The organism is Hyphomonas oceanitis SCH89, from assembly GCF_000685295.1.
In the GTDB taxonomy this organism is placed as follows: Bacteria; Pseudomonadota; Alphaproteobacteria; order Caulobacterales; family Hyphomonadaceae; genus Hyphomonas; species Hyphomonas oceanitis.
In genome coordinates this window covers 1-16095 of the sequence record NZ_ARYL01000051.1, presented here as the reverse complement: position 1 = coordinate 16095, position 16095 = coordinate 1, and the positions used below count along the sequence as shown (strand labels likewise).

The window sequence follows — 16095 nt, the reverse complement described above, 5'->3', positions numbered from 1 at the left end:
CGGCCCAGGGCAGGCCTTTCTCGATGAGCCAGCATTCTGCAAACCCGTCGCCTTCCGTTTCGGCCTGGATACGGTCGAGAGTCTGATGGTCTTCAGGCGTACTTGCGCCGCAAAGGGCCAGCGCGATCGGGCCCAGACCGAGTTCGAACACGCGGCAGCCAAGTGGCGACTGGTAGTAATAGTCGCGTTTTGGTGTGGCTCTGGAGATCAGCTCGATCTGACGGGTATTGAGCCCGAACCTTTGATAGGTCTCGCGGCTTTGGGGTTCCTGCGCGCGCTCATTGGGCAGGAAGATGCGTGTAGGACAGGATTCCACGAGGGCTGGCGCGATCGTGCTGCCTGCAATATCAGCCAGCGACTGGGTCGCGAACACGACAGACACGTTCTTCTTGCGAAGGGTTTTGAGCCATTCGCGGATGCGCGCGGCGAACATCGGGTCATCCAGAAACAGCCAGGCCTCATCGAGGATGAGCAGCGTGGGGCGCCCGTCGAAGCGTTCTTCCAGCCGATGGAACAGGTAGGTGATCACAGGGGCGACCGCGCCTTTCGCGTGCATCAGCTCTTCCATTTCGAAGCAGACTGTGTCGGCCAGATTCAGTGTCTCATGATCAGCGTCGAGCAGGCGGCCATGCGGGCCTTCCAGCGTGAACGGATGCAGGGCCGCTTTGAGTGTCTCTTCCTGCAGCATCAGGGTCAGGCCGGTGAGTGTGCGCTCGGGCCGAGGCGCGCTGGCAAGAGACTGGATGGCGTCCCAGAGCCCGGCCTTCAGGTCCGGCGTGATGGCGACGCCTTCATTTGTGCAGAGGCCCGCAAGCCAGTCGGCAGCGAAGCGCGCGCTGTGATGACTGTCGATATCCTTGAGGGGCTGGAGGCTCGGGCGGTCAGAGCTACCAAGGTCGACATGCGAGCCGCCCATGGCCAGCGTCGCCGCGCGGGCCGAACGGCCTTTGTCGAAGATGAAGACCTGGGCGCCCGCGTAACGTTTCCATTGCATGGCCAGAAGGGACAGCAGTACCGACTTGCCTGCACCCGTCGGGCCGACGACAAGCGTGTGGCCGACATCGCCGATATGGAGGTTGAGCCGGAACGGCGTCGTGCCGTGGGTCTGCGCCTGGATGAACGCGGGAGCGCTCAGGTGTCGATTGGTCTGTTCTCCGGCCCAGACCGCTGAGAGCGGCACCATATGAGCGAGGTTCAGGGTGTGCAGGATGGGCTTGCGGACATTGGCATAGGGATGTCCCGGCAAAGAGCCCAGCCAGGCTTCGACAGCGTTCAGCGTCTCACGGATCGCGGTGAAGCCGCGCCCATTGATGATACGCTCGGCAACCCGGATATGTTCATCGACGGCGCGTCGGTCCTCACCGATGACGGTTATGGTTGTGGTGACATATCCGTATGAGACGAGATCGCTGCCGAGTTCCTGGAGCGCCGCATCTGCATCAGCAGCCTTGTTGTCGGCATCATTGTCGACAAGCGCGGCCTGTTCGTTGAACAATGTCTCGCGCAGGACCGCGCCCACGGACTTGCGCTTGGCAAACCAGTGACGGCGTTTCCTGGCGAGGATCTTTTCGGCTTCCGCCTTGTCCATCGCAATGAACCGCGTCGCCCAGCGATAGGCAAATCCCTGCCGGTTCAGCTCGTCCAGCATGCCGGGCAGGGTCGAGGCGGGAAATCCGAGGATTGTCAGTGTGCGCAGGTGCGCGTCTCCGATCATCGGTTCGAGGCCGCCTGCAAAGGGTTCATCGGCGAGGATCGCATCGAGAAAGACAGGCAAGTCCGGCGTGACGACGGGATGGCGCCTGGTCGAGATGGTCGCGTGAAGGTAGGTCAGCGTCCCGTCATCATCGAGGCGTACGAGCTCGGCGAGGCAGGTCGCCAGAAGATCGAAGACCCGCATAGCCTGGCTCTGGAAAGTCTCAAGGCGGTGGCGCCAGGTGGCGGCGTCTTCGGTCGTGGCGCGGGTGATCAGCGCCTTCTCGGCGCGGCCGGTCGCATCGGCGGGCGGGAGCCAGAGCAGGGTCAGGTAATAATGGCTCTCGAACCGGCTGCCGGCTTCGTCCGCCTGCAGCCCGCGTTCCTGATCGACGAGCCAGGACGCCGCGTCCGGAAACGCGCAATCTGGATAATCATGCACGGGCTCGCGCTGGGCTTCAAAGAAGAGCGCCCAGCCCGAGCCGAGCCGGCGCAGTACATTGTTGACGCGGGCGTTGATCGAGACGAGTTCCTCGTCCGTCGAGCTTTCAAGGTCGGGCCCACGATACTTGAAAATGGTCTGGAAACTGCCATCCTTGTTGAGGACGACGCCCGGCGCGACGAGGCAGGCCCAGGGGAGGTAATCAGCCAGCAGGGTCGGGGTTTCGGAATATTCTCGCAGGTTCAGCATGACAGATGCGCCTTGTGACGTGTGGACCGGCTGGCGACGGCCATGAAATCCGGATCAGACCGGGCCATGAACACCGCCGCCGAGTGGCCGACGACCCAGAGGACAAGCCCCGGGATCCAGAGCTGGAGGCCAAGGCCGACCGCTGCGGCGAGCGTGCCGATGGCGATGGCGGCCGTGCGTGGCGCGCCTGCCATCAGGATCGGCTCGGTCAGCGCGCGATGCAGGGGGATTTCATAGCCCGGCGTCATCAGATGAGCGCCCCGCCGCCAAAGCTGAAGAAGGTCAGGAAGAAGCTTGTGGCCGCAAATGCGATGGACAGGCCAAACACGATCTGGATCAGCTTGCGCATGCCGCCGGATGTTTCACCGAATGCCAGTGTCAGCCCGGTCAGCGTGATGATGATCACCGCGACAATGCGGGCGACCGGGCCCTCGATCGAGGTCAGGATCTGATCCAGTGGGCCTTCCCATGGCATGCCCGATCCGGCGGCATGGGCCGGTGCGGCAAGCGCCATGCCCACTGCAATGCAGGCGGCCAGATGAACCGCCCGCTCGGCCGCTGTGATCTTGTCGTAGAGGTTCATGTCATGTCTCCGTGTGTGATGAGGGAAAGGGAGCGGGAAACGAGGGGTTCGGTCTGGTAGCCGTCGCCATCGAAACCGCAGACGCGCAGCGCCTCGTCGATCCGGCGCTGGCCGCCCGCGCGGCTCATGAACACGACGACATCAATCGCTTCAGCTATCAGGTCGTACGGGGCGCGGCTGGTTGCTTCCAGCGTCAGCTGTTCCAGCCGCCGCAGGGCGCCATAGGCAGAGTTGGCATGTAGCGTGGTGATCCCGCCCGGATGGCCCGTGTTCCACGCCTTGAGGAGGTCGAGCGCTTCAGAACCTCTCACCTCGCCGACAATGATCCGGTCAGGACGCAGACGAAGGGTCGAGCGCACCAGCTGCTGCAGGCTGACAGACCCTCGATGGGTTCGCAGTTGAATACGATTGGGCGCGGCGCAACGCAGTTCGCGCGTGTCTTCGAGGATGACAATGCGGTCGTCATGGAAGGCAGGCTCCGCGAGCAGCGCGTTCGTGAACGTGGTCTTGCCGGAGGAGGTCCCGCCAGCGATCAGAATGTTCGCGTGGATTGCGACAGACTCCCTGAGCGCCGCACAGAGGGCAGGGGACAATGCGCCCTGGTCGACATAGTCGCCGAGATGGAACGGTGTTGTCGCCGGTTTGCGGATGGAGAAACAGGGCGCGGTCGAGACAGGTGGGAGAAGCCCCTCAAACCGCTCGCCGCTGCCGGGGAGTTCAGCAGAGACGATCGGGGAGGCGCGGCTGACGGGTTCTCCCACCCCGGAGGCAACGAGGCGGATGACGCGTTCACGGTCCCCGGCAGCAAGGCGATGGCCGGAATCGCTGAGGCCTGCGCCCTGGGACTCGATCCAGACCGAGCCATCAGGATTGGCCATGATTTCGATCGTATCGGCGGCGTCCAGCGCATTGCGTATGACCAGGCAGAAGGCCGTACGCAGCATGGCGGTCCGGCGGCTGTCTGTTTCCTGAGCGTGTCCCGCGATTGCCATGGGGTCGGGCCTTTCTGTCTGGTCAGGTCAAACCTCTCAGATCAGATAACCAGCGGACAGTTGGAGCATGGGCCAGATTGTGCAGCGCCGTGCGTCCCTGCGATGAGCGATGCAAAATGCTGATCAGGTCTGCCGCTACTAGTGATTGCTAGACGCCAGGCTCTTGGCCATGACGGCAATCGCTTCCGTTATGTCACTCCGGACGGTTCGCGGGGAGACCGACAGCCGCACAGCTATTTCCTTATGGGTAAGGCGTTCAAGTCGGCTGAGGAGCAGGGCGTCGCGCTTGCGCGGTTCGAGCCTCGCAAGGGCGTCCTGTACGATCGCCAGCGATTGGATATCAATCATCTGCGTCTCGGGCGTTGGCGAGCGGGGGCAGGCAAGCACATCGCCCAGATCGCTGAACGCGTCCGACGATCGCGCGCGCTTGGCATAGCCCGACTTTAGGTAGTCCAGCGTGAGATTGCGCAAGGCCGTGAACAGGAGCGGTCTCAGCTCTTCGACTCCCTTGTCTGGATAGGCCCGCCGCACCGACAGGAAGGCCTCCTGCACGAGGTCTTCTGCATCAGGGACATTGCCTAGGCGTATCCGGCAGAATCTGAGGAGCTGGTCATATTGCAGACGAAAAATCTCATCGAGCGCCGCACGACCCCGTAGCGCGAAAGACTCCCCCACCAGGGGACGTCTCGCAGTGCTTGTATTATCGGGCTCCTGCATCGTCATTTGAGATCCGCCAGCGCGTCGCCGCCCCCGCTTTTCCTGGCAAGCGCTTCGGCAACTTCTGCAATGGCATTGGCGAGGTCGGTCTTGACCGTTGAGCGCGATATCTCCAGTCGCTGCGCAATCTCGTCATAGGTCAATTGTTCGAAACGGTGGAGTTTCAGCACAGCCCGGCGGCGCGGTGCCATGGCCGCGATGACCTGCTCGGCAATGGTCAGCAATTGCCTGTCGATGAGCTGGGTTTCCGGCGTCACGGTGCGGGGACAGCCGAGGCGGTCATCCCTTTCCAGCAATTCGACCGACGCCTTGCGGCGTTTCGTGTCGCCGGATTTCAGGCAATTGAGCGTGAGGTTCCGAAGCGTCGTGAACAGGAGCGGCCGCAATTCGTCGATTGCCTTGTCGGGATAGGCACGTCGGACAGCCACGAACGCATCCTGCACCAGGTCCTCGGCTTCGGGTGCGTTGCTGGTCCGGATTTGACAGAAGCGAAGCAACGGGCTGTGATTGTCCCGGAAGAGCCGGTTCAGGGCATCTTCGACGACCGGGTGTATGGAGGGGCGAGCGCGGTTGGCTTGAACCCGTCCGGGGTCGGTCTTTTCAGAATCAATGCTTGTCGTCGTCGCGCGGACCGCATCTTTGCGCCCGCTTGTTTCTGATCGTGCCTGCGTACCTGCCATGCCATGCCCCTGTATCAGCTCCGACGTCAGCATGACTGGTGCAAGGCAGCTGGCCCGCGCGTGATGCACAGGGGAATTTCAGCCATGCTTCACCAGGGTTTCCGACGCCCTGCGCACCCGTGAACTGGGAGCCTCGGATGGACGCACGGATAGAGGCAGTCGCAATTTGACCGTCTGTGCTGGACAGCCCTTTAAGGGGGATCATGCTCTGCCAGGGTTTCCGACGCCCCGAGCCTCTTCTTGCAAAGATGCTGAGCATCAGATTAAGCGCAAAGGTGGGCGCTTGCAACCAGAAACGGAAAATAGGTGGGCCGTCGGAAAACCGCGAAGCATGCGCAACGGGGCACAGGTTTTGACCCTGGGGTCTTATCGCTGTGCCGGCCCACCCGGGGAGGAGGATTATCCGATTGCAACCGGAATTGGAAGATGGGGGAAGCGGTCCGGACCTTCCAAGGGGGGTAGAAGATCGTCGCACCGGACCGGGTGAAAACGGGAACTTCTATCTATTGGTATTAAAATGAGAATAGATGTGAATCGGTAGTTTGTTTATTTCTGCCTCAGGAGAATGCAGCCCATCGGCTTCATGACCTGAGTCGAAGGCAGGCGCAGCCAAGATCTGCTCTTTCGCATTTGCCACCCTCTTCAATCGAGTGTCTCTGCATATTCATGGCCGGATTCCTGGGGACTGGGACTGCATCAATCGGGCTTGGCTCACGAGAGCCCGGCCCGAAGATGCGCCCATAGAATAAAGCTTTGACGTCAACGACCACGGGCAAATTTAGGAGTCCAGCTATCCATCAGCCTAGCTTCTTCTTCGTCTTCTTCGTCGTTATCGGGGTCATCTGGAAGATTGTCACTGGAAAAAACCGTGAGCGTGTAACCATAGGAACCAAGCCCGATTACCTCTTCATCAAGTTCAATCGCCTTGTCTCCATCAAACCAATCTAAGAAAGTCGTTTCTCCACAGGCTTGCCTGGCTCGCAAGACATTGTCCGGAGTTTCATTAAAATCTTTCGTGGTCCCCACAGGAAGCTTGTCCCCTTTACGAGGAAAGTTTCGGAATTTTCCGAGACTCTTGAAGGTGTCGGATAGAAAGCCGTAGGAGATTTCATCGCCATTGCTCACAACTATAGCAACTGGATAAGGACTGCATTGTGCCGCTCTAATAGCTGCCGCTGTTACAGAACATTTTGCTTGCTGAGCGAGTGTGAGAATGCCTTCCAAGCCTACTGGCCGTCCAAGAAGCTCTTTCTTCACGAGGCGCGATGGCATAAGAAGGCCGGCTGAAAAATGGTCTGCCTCCAGTTCAATAAAGTCCTTACCTTGAGAAAATCCCGCACGAGATATATGCATCGGTGCGATTTTGGTGATCTCCTCGGGGTGGCCCTCGAGGAAGTAATGACCGAGTTCGTGGCCGATGGTGAACCGCTGAAAGCCATCATTATCGATGTCGGTTGCATAAAAAATACCGACATTTTCGCCTGAGAATATTATACCTCCGCTGACCCCTTTTTGATCAGAGGGTTTTGCCTGAATGTGGATATTTTCTGCCTCGGCGATTGTCGTGGGTTCAATCGGAAACCGCTCAAACCCATACTGCTTTGCGATTTGTTCACCGCGACGCGTGGCAGCTTCAAGCCGAAAACGACGTGTCATTTAGAACCTTCGCTCTTACGGTTCATATTCTCGATCATCATCTGGATAAATTCGCGATCATCGTTGTTTAGCTTATCTTCGCCGCGAAACGCCGTAGTTGCACCTTCCATGGAATCGGTACGTCCCAGCAGGTAGTCCGCCGATATATTCAATGCGTTGGCAAGCTTGCGAACATTTTGGAAAGAGGGGCTTCGACGACCCTTCTCGAAATGCCCGATGGCTGCTGGCTGAAGGTCAGCCTTTGCACCCAGTTCAGCTTGAGAAAATCCCCTTTTTTCGCGAGCACTCAGCAACCTCTCCGCAAATTTTCCGCTTTTTTCGTCAGGGTTTGACACTACGTACCTCAATATGTTATTCCTACGGAAACGTAGACATTTGGCTGCAAATTTTTTTGATCGAGATGCCTACGTTATCGTAGTTAAACTTATGACGAATTGGCCGGGTGGGTCAAGGAAAATCAGGATCGGAAGAAGCAGCCGACCTACATCATAGAGATAAGAAGGACGAAATATATGCCGCTTGATTTTCTCTGGCTGAACGATTCGAAGGAAGTCGCCGAGAGGTTGCTTCTCGATACAGCAAGCCGCATCCAGCTAACCCCTACTCAGCACGAGGAAGCGGTTCGCAATTACGATGCGCTCAGCGAGTGGGTCGACGAAGGTGACCACGAATTGTCCGGCCTTGTCACCGACATATACCCTTCCGGAAGCTTCGGGATCGGCGCGGCTATTCTTGGACAAGTACGTAAAGACCAACATGACGTCGATGTTGTTCTCGAACTTGATCTTCCACTTAACTCAGACCCGGAATTCGTTCTGACATCACTTTATGAGGCAGTGAGAAGGGAGCCGGGAACGCGCTACTACGACATGACCACACTGCAATCGCGGTGCGTGACCGTCACATATAAGGATGGTCGTACTGTGGATCTCATGCCCGCTGTGCGGATCCAGGGGCGTCCAGAACGTGTGGTCCAGATATTCCATTGGAACGCGGAAAAGCGCGAGTCCTATCACAAGGAGGTAAACCCCAAGGGTTTTGCCACGCACTTCAAAGATAGCCTCGTTTACAGCAAGACATTCGAGATGCGCTTCTCAGATCGCATGACAGTTTTGGCGAAGGCGGAAACACAGCCGATGCCGAACTTTGAGCCATTGGAAGCGAAAGCGCCCCGCCAAGTGGCTTTGCAACTTATCAAACGCAAGCGTAATCTGGTGTGGCGGAGCTCCGAGCGCAAAGGCATGTTCCGGCAGCCGCCGTCGGTAGTCAAAGCGGCTCTAGCAATTCCGCAAGGTTGCGCGTCCGACTACCTTATCGATGAGACAATCGATCTGGCTGAGACAATTCGGAACACGATTGTCGCTGCAGACAAGCAGGGTACGGTTTTGGAAGTCCGAAACCCCGCCTGGCACCCGGACGTGTTCACAGACCGTTGGCCGGAAAGCCGTGAAGCCCAACGAATGTTCGCGGCAGACCTCCATAACCTGACCCTCGACCTCCGCCGTCTTCGTGATCACGATTTGGCGCCTGCTGAGAAACTGCGGATTCTGAAGGAGCATTTCGGCGAAACACCTGCGAACTATGCCTTCAACACCTACGGAAAAGCTCAGGAGTTGGCCAAGGCACAGGGGCGCACGCAAGTCTCATCGTTAGGCAAAATCGGCATTGTATCGGCAGGTGCCGCGTCGCTTCCCAAACGTACAAATTTCGGAGGCGATCCGGTCTGATGCTGATGATTGAGGAACAAAGTCGAAAGCTTAGAGAGGACTTCTCTCAGTTCAAGGTGATCAGCCTTGCAGAGAAGCGCGGCATTTGGGAGGGGCAGGTTTGTCCCTCTGACTGCTCGTATACGCTCCGCATAGACTATGAGCTTCCTCCACATTTTGCGTTGCGATCTCCAACCTGGAATTACTATCCTCGTGTCTATGTGATCAGCCCATATCTGCGTCGAAACTACGAGGCCGAACTCGGTCCATTGCCACATGTTTGGTATGATAAGAAATACCAAGGGCAACCAAACCTGTGCTTGTTCCACCCTAACAAGACCGAATGGGGGTATAGCTCATCCATTGCAGAGACAACGCTGCCCGATGCTTGCGAGTGGCTTAATAGCTATGAGCTTTGGCTGGCCGATGGGCATTGGTATGGCGGCGGCGAAGGCCACGAGCAACTCACCGGAAAAGAAGAACATGACCTACAGAAGATCAGACGGCACGCTTTATCAGGAGCGTCAGAAATTGCCATGGCCTGCTGACAAGCCATTCCGTATATTGGCCATCGATGGCGGTGGGATAAAAGGCATCCTTCCGGCAACGATTCTGGCCAACCTGGAAAATAATTTGCCGGACAATCAGGGGCTGGCACGACATTTCGATATGATCGCAGGAACTTCGACGGGCGGGATTATTGCGGTCGGGCTGTCTCTTGGCGTAAGCGCAAAGACGGTACTTGATCTTTATCTCACGAAGGGGGACAGGATTTTTCCTTCAGCGCCGTGGATGTTCAAGAAACTGGGACGAAAGATTGGCACTGCAAAGCAGTTATTCTGTAGACGGTATGATCCAACCGTTCTGGATCACGAACTTGCACGCATCATCGGAGGACGCAAATTTGGAGAAGCCAAATGCCGTCTTGTGATCCCAGCATTCGATCAGAATACAGAACCGTATATCTTCAAGACGGCGCATCATCCTGACTATAAGCGCGACTGGAAAGAGAATGCGCTGACTGTCGCCAGAGCCACGTCGGCTGCTCCTGCTTTCCTTGAGGGGCTTGAACACTCTGGACGACGGTTTTGGGACGGCGGGGTATTTGCGAATAATCCCGTGATGATGGCCGTTGTCGATACCCTAGCCTGCTATGAGGTGCCAAGACGCAATATTCACGTTTTGTCGATTGGCTGTGCTACGGACAAACCGGCTTTAGCAAAACATCACCTAACTGCTGGGCTTTGGGGCTGGAGAAATGCTCACGCAGTGGCCAGCAGCCTGCAAAACCATGATGCGACCGGTCAAGCTGGCCTCTTGATCGGGCGGCATCATCTGCTCCGAATTGATGCTGAGCTACCCTACTCTATTGCAATGGATGACTACGCTAGCGCAAAAGAGAAGTTGCCCGATGTGGGTGAGTATCTATGGAACGAGAACCGAGAAGTCCTGCTGAGCATGGCGACGCCATTAGCATCTGATTTTGAGGCGGTTTATAATGATCGATAGGCACTAATCTCGGTAACACGCCATCGTACTACCAACGAGAAGCTTGGCACCACAGCCCATCGGTAGGGTCCAGCGTCGATACGTTGGCAGCGTCCTATCCGCGCGGGTTCGGTCCCGGCAAAATAGGTCAGGGTTTCCAAAGGGGCTTGAAAGCTCCTTGGTCGATGGTGTGCAGCTGAGATGTTGCGCCAAGCTGAAGTGTTCGCGATGAATGGGGAACTTGTGGCTGCTTTTGTACAGGAATGGTCCGCCCGATCAAATCAGAGCGCCTTAGCCTCTGCTGAAAGTTTTGCGAGCCGCTCTTGGCATGAAGCATCGGCAAGCTCCAGGAGACGCGCGATCCTATCGGCTTGCCAGCTAAGGATTTCAGGGCTTGTCTCATAGGCAGGTGAATATCGTGCTTCGACATACGCCCGGCGCAGGAGTTCGAAGTAGCGCTTGAAAGGTTTGCGTTCTGGACCCCAGGCCTCAGCGAGGCGCGGATCAATGGCTTCGCAGCGTTGACGCAGCTTACCAAGATGGTGCGTGGCCGGAGCGTATAGAGTAACCGTGAGGAGCACCATCCGGTAGATGGCTTCAGCGGCTTGGTGAAGCTGGAAGGCGGAGCTTCGTGACCAGTCTCCACCTTGCTTCATGCTTTCCTGACCAAGAAATAGCGTTTGAACGGCAGCTTTTTTCCAGTACGTGAAATAGTCGCGAGACATCTCGTAAGTTCGAAGGGGGGCGGGGTTGTTTGCCTCAATAATTCGCGATCTGGGCCGGTCGGATTTTGACTCAGCATCCACATCATAGAGCAGCACGCCTTGGTTGATCACTTCGGCAAAGAAATATTGCCCATCCGCGAGACTTACATTCACCTCACGCAGCGTGTGGACAATGAGGGAAATATCTTTCTGTATTTTTGGGTCCTGGAACAGGCGGTCTTCAACACTGGACCAGAAAGTCGTCATGTCGGTCAGCGCCTTGTGGGATACGATAACAAGGAAGTCATAGTCTGAGGCCCGGCCGGACTTACGATCGTCGAACCAGGTGCCGCGCGCGAAGCTGCCATAGAGGACAAGTTTGAGGATACGGTAGCGTGCCACCCGTTTCGATGTGGACTTGCGAAGGCGCGCCTCAAGCTCTTTGAGGATCACCTTCCGGATATAGGCGACCTCTTTCTGCTTTTGCAGGTTGAGATGGTCGAGACTGTTCTTCACGGGTTGCGCGCTTCCTGTTGTGGCACTTCTTCGGGCCTCTACCTGTCGTCGCCACTAGAGACCAGAGTTCTGGAAGACATGCAATTCTGTTCGCCGCGTCCAGCCTCGAGTCGGTCGAGGTGCTCAAGACACAGGGCATCCGCGAGGCTGATCAGCACCTCGATCCGATCGGCTTGCCAGGCGAGAATGTCGGCGTTGGTCTCATAGCTGGGTGAATAACGGGCTTCGACATAGGCCCGCTGCAGGAGTTCGAAATGCCGGTTATAGAGCTTTTGCAGCGGCGCCCAGGCTTCGTCGATTCTGGGGTCGACCGCTCGGGCAAGGCTGCGGAGCTTGCCGAGGTTGTGGCTGGCAGGAGCATATCGGGTCGCCGTCAGAAGGAACATGCGGTAGGCGCTCTCGGCTGCCTGGTTGAGTTGGAACGCCGATCTTCGGTTCCACTCTTCACCTTGCTCAATTGAGACTTTTCCCAAGAATAATGCCTGCTCTGCTGCATTTCTCCAATCGGAGTGCAGCTCCATTCCCAGTCCAAAGGCTCGCTGACGATTTGGGTCGATTGGCTTGGCAAGGATGTTCTTGGGGTGGCCGTCCTTGCCGGGTTCGCTGTCCTCGTAGGCGAGGATGCCTTGATTGATGATTTCGCAGAAAAAGGGGGCGCCGTCTTTGAGGCAGCGGTTCACATCTGGCAGCGTGTGAACGATGAGGGTTACCGGGCATTTGACCTGGCGGTCCTGCGCGACACGCTCTTCGGCCTCGTCCCAGAAAGCGCTCATCTCGGCCAGCGCGCGATGACTGACGATCACGAGGAGGTTCATGCCAGGATGTGTGACGGGGCCGAACAGGATGAGCTTCAATAGCCGATAGCGTCTGGCTCTTGCGCTGCCTTGTGTTTCGATCTGGGCCTGCAGCTCTTCCAGCATGATGTCGCGGGCCCTTGCCAATGCGCGTGCGCGGCCTGGGCTGAGGTGATCGAGTGACGTGTGCAAGGGGGAAAATCTTGTCTGGTTTTGGCGGATCGTGGCTGTGGAAGAATTTCAACTCAAGAGAGCGTATCTATAGGATTCTCCCCTGTAAAGGTACTTATCTGGCTGACTGGGGGCGCCTTAGAGGGAATTGGAATGTTACCTAAGGTAGAAATTGGCATCCGATTTGCACGTGCTGGGGCGGCACGGGAGAGGCAGTTGAAATCCTATCCATTGAATTCCTCAGGCGTTCTGAAGCGCTATGACTATCTTTGGCCGCTGTCGCGGGACCGGTGGGCCTGGGAATATCTTCGTAGAAATCCTGAATTCACGCGCGATGCCGCGACACGGGGCGATGAAGACATTTCTGAAATGACCGCGCCCTGTGCCCCCATCCGGCTGTTGCGGGCGCGTGTCCCTCAGACTCTTGCCGAACGCTGGGGACTGATGATCATGCCCGATCCGGACAAGAACGGATTTGACGCCGATGTCTTCTGGAGCCACCCCGTTCATCCCGACCAGGTCGAGGTCCATTGCAGTCCGCGTTCAGAAGGTGAAGTCTGCGGGATCTGGGATCGCACGGTCCCGCATTGCAGGATCACGCATCTGACCGACCGGCAGGGGCGGGAGGTCTTCCTTTTGCGGGGAAACGGCTGTGTTGCGCAGGTGCGCTGCACGGGGCTCTCTCTTCTCGGCATGGAGAAGATATGCATGAAGCTCACGATTTCCGACATGGATGCCTATGAGAAGAAATTGAAAGTCCAGCGCGAGGCTTTTGAAATCTATGGCGATGACTTCGACAAGCAGACCCCGCTCTGGAGCAAGCGGACCCAGATCCTGCGGGATGGATTGATCGTGCTCGATTGCCTTGAACTTGGCATGAGCCGGCGTGAGATAGCCAGTGTGCTCTACGGTCAAGACGCCGTTGATGCAGATTGGGCCGATGACCGGGGCGTCATGAAGGACGCCATCAAATACCTCGTGAACAAGGCCGAAGGTCTGCGCGATGGCGGATATCTGATTGAGCTCTTGGGCGGACAGTTGGGGCCATATCAGGAGGCGGCTTGAGTGGGCATCCGCAGCGCGGCCCGGTTCAATTGTGCTGTCCTCGGGTGCTCTCACGAAGAACGGGTTTGAAAGTGTCCAGAAACACTCACCATGAGTGAGTGTTTGAGGCAGGTTTTAAACCAAATATCCCGTTCGGGGTATTTTATCGCATTTGACCGGGCGGTATGTATTTTATATCCCGTACGGGAAAGTTTGATGGATTTGGCGGTCGACGGGCAATAAATTTCCTGATCGGGACATTTCTCTTGCATTTCGCCTGAAACAGACATATGTTTCCCGTACGGGAAATTATGCATATGACACCAGAAGAAATTGGCCACCTCATTCGAAAGACACGCAAGGCGCAGGGCTTGCGTCAGCCTGAACTGGCCGCCGCCTCGGGCGTTGGCCTGCGCTTCCTTGTTGAACTCGAACGCGGCAAGCCGACAGCGCAGATCGGCAAGATGCTCGATGTCCTGTCGGCCCTCGGTTGCGCGCTGACCATTACCATTCCGGAGGATCGCCGATGACCACGCGCGCGCTCACGCTCTGGTGGGGCAGGGACGCCGTCGGTACCCTGTCAGTCGACGCTTATGGCGAGATGGGCTTTGCCTATCTGACCGCCTGGCTTGCTCGGAGCGATGCCCGGGCGATCTCCGTGTCCCTGCCTTTGCGGGAGGAGCCGTATTCCCGACGCGAATGCCTGCCCTTCTTCGAGGGCATCCTGCCTGAAGAGAGCCAGCGAGCGAATGTCGCCGCCGCGCTCGGTGTCTCTGAGCGCAATGAATTTCGCCTGCTTGAAATGCTGGGCGGTGAAGTTGCAGGCGCCCTGGCGCTCTGGCCGGAAGGCGAAGATCCGCCAGCCGATGAGGGGCCGTTCACGCCCAAGCTTCTGTCTGACAAAGAGCTGCGCGTCCTGATCGACTCCCTGCCGAAGCGCCCCATGCTGGCCGGCGAGGAGGGGCTGCGACTGTCGCTTGCCGGCGCCCAGGCGAAACTCCCCGTAATCCTGACGCCGGATGGCATCGCGCTCCCAGCGCCGGGCCAGCCGACAACGCATATCCTGAAGCCTCCCATCACAAGGTTCGAAGGCACGACGGAGAATGAGGCCTATGGGATGCGGCTTGCGCACTTGATCGGGCTCCAAGTGGCCGAGGTCGAGATCCACCGGGCCGCGGGCGCGCCCTTCCTGCTCGTCCGGCGCTATGACCGTCTGATGGGTAACGACGGCCGCGTCACGCGTCTGCATCAGGAGGATTTCTGTCAGGCCCTCGGGTTCACGTCAGCACGCAAATATGCGTCCGATGGCGGCCCGGTGTTCCGCGATCTGTTCACGCTCCTGCGGCGTGTAGCAACCCGCCCCGCGATCGAAGTTCTCAAACTCTTTGATGCGGCAATCTTCAATCTGATTATCGGCAACGCTGATGCGCACGGGAAGAATTACAGCCTCCTCTATGATGGCAGCACGACGCTCGCGCCGCTCTATGATCTCCTTTCGACCGTGGCCTATCCCGAGCTCAGTCCGCGCCTTGCGATGAAAATTGCGAAGCGGGCAGCGCTGGAGGACATCCAGTCGCGGGACTGGGCCAGGTTTGCCGAAGAGACGGGGCTGACGGAGCCCTTCATCCAGCGGAGGGTCAAGGCATTGTGCGGGCTGGTGCTCGAACAGGCCGGGAAGGTAGCGCAGGGATTCGATCTGGAGGCGAGCGAGCGTGAGGCGATGTCTGGGGTTGAAGGATTGGTGTCAGGGCGGGCGGAGAATTTGCTTGGACGCGTCTGAAGTCATCCGGGATCAACTCGGGAGGTGGCTCTCTCCAAAGAGCATAGTGGGCTTGCCGGTTTCTTTGCGACCCGCCCACCGGAGGCGGGGCTGTTCGGCCGGCGAGGACGTCTTGAGTTGGGGAAGAGCCGTTCTTCTGGCCGGCCCGGCTCGTCTCACTGAGGGATCAGCAAGTAGGGCTTTGGGCATGAGGCTGGGGCTCGCCGGCGGGTCGCGCGCCCGCGCTTCCCACTGCCGGAGGCAGAGGGGTCACGGCCGCTGGATATGAGTATCTGAGTTCAGAGATCTCCGAACAAGGCACGACCAGCGACGCAAATAACCAGCCCAGATAACAGGCCAGAGGTCTGCTCTGACTGTCCGGACGCACCGCCATGGCCTGCAAAGCCTTCGATCCCATCAGCAGTCTCCCTGCGCCTCAATATCTCTCCCCAACAGCCGGGTCTGGGCGGACGGTGCGTCTGCCAGAGCGCGGTCCTCGCACAAGGGGGCGGGACTTTGTCATGTGTGAGCGTCTTTAGGTCTTCTACCTACGGCTACCCCTTGCGCGGGGCCCTTATGCGCTCCGGCTGAGCACCTTTTCGCCGCCCACCCCCGCCTGATGCGGGAAAGAACGCCGGGCGGCGCAAAGGAGACTGATATGACTGACCAAATTACAACCGCTGCACCCCTTGGAGCAGCTTCCGCACTCTCGATTCCAGACCGCCCCCGTATCTATGTAGCCTGCCTTGCTGCCTACAATAATGGCCGCCTGCATGGGTGCTGGATTGATACGACCGACCCGCACGAAGTCTGGCAACAGGTGCGCGAGATGCTCGCCGCTTCGCCGGAACCGGATGCGGAAGAATGGGCAATTCACGGTGCGACCAGAAAGTCGCATCTGT

The 16095-nt window shown here is 58.1% G+C and carries 17 protein-coding genes; 7 read left to right on the top strand and 10 right to left on the bottom strand.

Features of this window, described 5'->3' with window-relative positions; genetic code table 11:
• From trbE to HOC_RS18870, 8 genes are all read right to left on the bottom strand, one after another.
• A partial coding sequence (trbE, locus tag HOC_RS18905) for a conjugal transfer protein TrbE (RefSeq protein ID WP_035541429.1) occupies nt 1-2383 on the bottom strand: 2383 nt, incomplete at its 3' end.
• Entirely contained in the window at nt 2377-2631 is a 255-nt protein-coding gene (locus HOC_RS18900) for a VirB3 family type IV secretion system protein (RefSeq protein WP_035541426.1), read from the bottom strand. The genes trbE and HOC_RS18900, both read right to left, overlap by 7 nt.
• Nucleotides 2631-2897: a TrbC/VirB2 family type IV secretion system protein gene (locus HOC_RS18895; protein WP_241767092.1), complete on the bottom strand. Its 267-nt coding sequence runs from the start codon at nt 2895-2897 to the stop codon at nt 2631-2633. Before HOC_RS18895 ends, HOC_RS18900 begins: the two co-directional genes overlap by 1 nt.
• A gap of 65 nt (nt 2898-2962) precedes the next feature.
• A complete protein-coding gene (trbB, locus tag HOC_RS18890; protein ID WP_035541422.1) occupies nt 2963-3958 on the bottom strand; it encodes a P-type conjugative transfer ATPase TrbB in 996 nt (331 codons plus the stop codon).
• A 138-nt stretch (nt 3959-4096) separates the two neighbouring features.
• Entirely contained in the window at nt 4097-4633 is a 537-nt protein-coding gene (locus HOC_RS18885) for an RNA polymerase sigma factor (protein ID WP_162174903.1), read from the bottom strand.
• A 44-nt stretch (nt 4634-4677) separates the two neighbouring features.
• Nucleotides 4678-5355: an RNA polymerase sigma factor gene (locus HOC_RS21560; RefSeq protein ID WP_162174902.1), complete on the bottom strand. Its 678-nt coding sequence runs from the start codon at nt 5353-5355 to the stop codon at nt 4678-4680.
• 759 nt (nt 5356-6114) lie between these two features.
• The gene (locus HOC_RS18875) at nt 6115-7011 is read right to left on the bottom strand and encodes an ImmA/IrrE family metallo-endopeptidase (protein ID WP_035541420.1); all 897 of its coding nucleotides are present in this window, start codon (nt 7009-7011) and stop codon (nt 6115-6117) included.
• Complete coding sequence (locus HOC_RS18870; RefSeq protein WP_035541438.1) at nt 7008-7346, bottom strand: helix-turn-helix domain-containing protein; 339 nt, start codon at nt 7344-7346, stop codon at nt 7008-7010. The genes HOC_RS18875 and HOC_RS18870 overlap by 4 nt, the downstream gene beginning before the upstream one ends.
• A 177-nt stretch (nt 7347-7523) precedes the next feature.
• Here HOC_RS18870 and HOC_RS18865 point away from each other — a divergent pair, with 177 nt between their 5' ends.
• From HOC_RS18865 to HOC_RS18860, 3 genes are read left to right on the top strand one after another with little or no spacing between them, the layout of a single operon-like run.
• Nucleotides 7524-8738, top strand: a complete 1215-nt coding sequence (locus HOC_RS18865) for a nucleotidyltransferase domain-containing protein (protein ID WP_162174901.1) — start codon at nt 7524-7526, stop codon at nt 8736-8738.
• Entirely contained in the window at nt 8738-9265 is a 528-nt protein-coding gene (locus HOC_RS22435) for a type II CBASS E2 protein (RefSeq protein ID WP_162174900.1), read from the top strand. Before HOC_RS18865 ends, HOC_RS22435 begins: the two co-directional genes overlap by 1 nt.
• Complete coding sequence (locus HOC_RS18860; RefSeq protein WP_035541434.1) at nt 9201-10226, top strand: CBASS cGAMP-activated phospholipase; 1026 nt, start codon at nt 9201-9203, stop codon at nt 10224-10226. Before HOC_RS22435 ends, HOC_RS18860 begins: the two co-directional genes overlap by 65 nt.
• Nucleotides 10227-10486: 260 nt before the next feature.
• On the opposite strand, the gene HOC_RS18855 is transcribed toward HOC_RS18860, so the two are convergent.
• On the bottom strand, nt 10487-11425 hold the full coding sequence (locus tag HOC_RS18855) for a HEPN domain-containing protein (protein WP_035541416.1): 939 nt from the start codon (nt 11423-11425) through the stop codon (nt 10487-10489).
• 38 nt (nt 11426-11463) lie between these two features.
• On the bottom strand, nt 11464-12345 hold the full coding sequence (locus tag HOC_RS18850; protein ID WP_035541415.1) for a HEPN domain-containing protein: 882 nt from the start codon (nt 12343-12345) through the stop codon (nt 11464-11466).
• 261 nt (nt 12346-12606) lie between these two features.
• Here HOC_RS18850 and HOC_RS18845 point away from each other — a divergent pair, with 261 nt between their 5' ends.
• From HOC_RS18845 to HOC_RS18830, 4 genes are all read left to right on the top strand, one after another.
• Complete coding sequence (locus tag HOC_RS18845) at nt 12607-13455, top strand: DNA -binding domain-containing protein (RefSeq protein WP_035541414.1); 849 nt, start codon at nt 12607-12609, stop codon at nt 13453-13455.
• A 290-nt stretch (nt 13456-13745) separates the two neighbouring features.
• Nucleotides 13746-13964 carry a helix-turn-helix transcriptional regulator gene (locus tag HOC_RS18840; RefSeq protein ID WP_156950546.1) on the top strand — a complete coding sequence of 73 codons (219 nt, stop codon included), beginning with the start codon at nt 13746-13748 and terminating at the stop codon, nt 13962-13964.
• Nucleotides 13961-15214 carry a type II toxin-antitoxin system HipA family toxin gene (locus tag HOC_RS18835; protein ID WP_035541413.1) on the top strand — a complete coding sequence of 418 codons (1254 nt, stop codon included), beginning with the start codon at nt 13961-13963 and terminating at the stop codon, nt 15212-15214. Before HOC_RS18840 ends, HOC_RS18835 begins: the two co-directional genes overlap by 4 nt.
• Before the next feature lie 637 nt (nt 15215-15851).
• Nucleotides 15852-16095 (top strand): antirestriction protein ArdA (locus HOC_RS18830; protein WP_035541412.1); only part of this gene is annotated, 244 nt, incomplete at its 3' end.

Bases quoted from the DNA above. Each gene is read 5' to 3' on its own strand.
- HOC_RS18875 (WP_035541420.1), bottom strand. From the start codon at position 7,011: ATGACACGTCGTTTTCGGCTTGAAGCTGCCACGCGTCGCGGTGAACAA.
- HOC_RS18835 (WP_035541413.1), top strand. From the start codon at position 13,961: ATGACCACGCGCGCGCTCACGCTCTGGTGGGGCAGGGACGCCGTCGGT.
- HOC_RS18860 (WP_035541434.1), top strand. From the start codon at position 9,201: ATGACCTACAGAAGATCAGACGGCACGCTTTATCAGGAGCGTCAGAAA.
- HOC_RS18840 (WP_156950546.1), top strand. From the start codon at position 13,746: ATGCATATGACACCAGAAGAAATTGGCCACCTCATTCGAAAGACACGC.
- HOC_RS18865 (WP_162174901.1), top strand. From the start codon at position 7,524: ATGCCGCTTGATTTTCTCTGGCTGAACGATTCGAAGGAAGTCGCCGAG.
- trbB (WP_035541422.1), bottom strand. From the start codon at position 3,958: ATGGCAATCGCGGGACACGCTCAGGAAACAGACAGCCGCCGGACCGCC.
- HOC_RS18895 (WP_241767092.1), bottom strand. From the start codon at position 2,897: ATGGCGCTTGCCGCACCGGCCCATGCCGCCGGATCGGGCATGCCATGG.
- HOC_RS18900 (WP_035541426.1), bottom strand. From the start codon at position 2,631: ATGACGCCGGGCTATGAAATCCCCCTGCATCGCGCGCTGACCGAGCCG.
- HOC_RS22435 (WP_162174900.1), top strand. From the start codon at position 8,738: ATGCTGATGATTGAGGAACAAAGTCGAAAGCTTAGAGAGGACTTCTCT.
- HOC_RS18850 (WP_035541415.1), bottom strand. From the start codon at position 12,345: ATGCTGGAAGAGCTGCAGGCCCAGATCGAAACACAAGGCAGCGCAAGA.
- HOC_RS21560 (WP_162174902.1), bottom strand. From the start codon at position 5,355: ATGGCAGGTACGCAGGCACGATCAGAAACAAGCGGGCGCAAAGATGCG.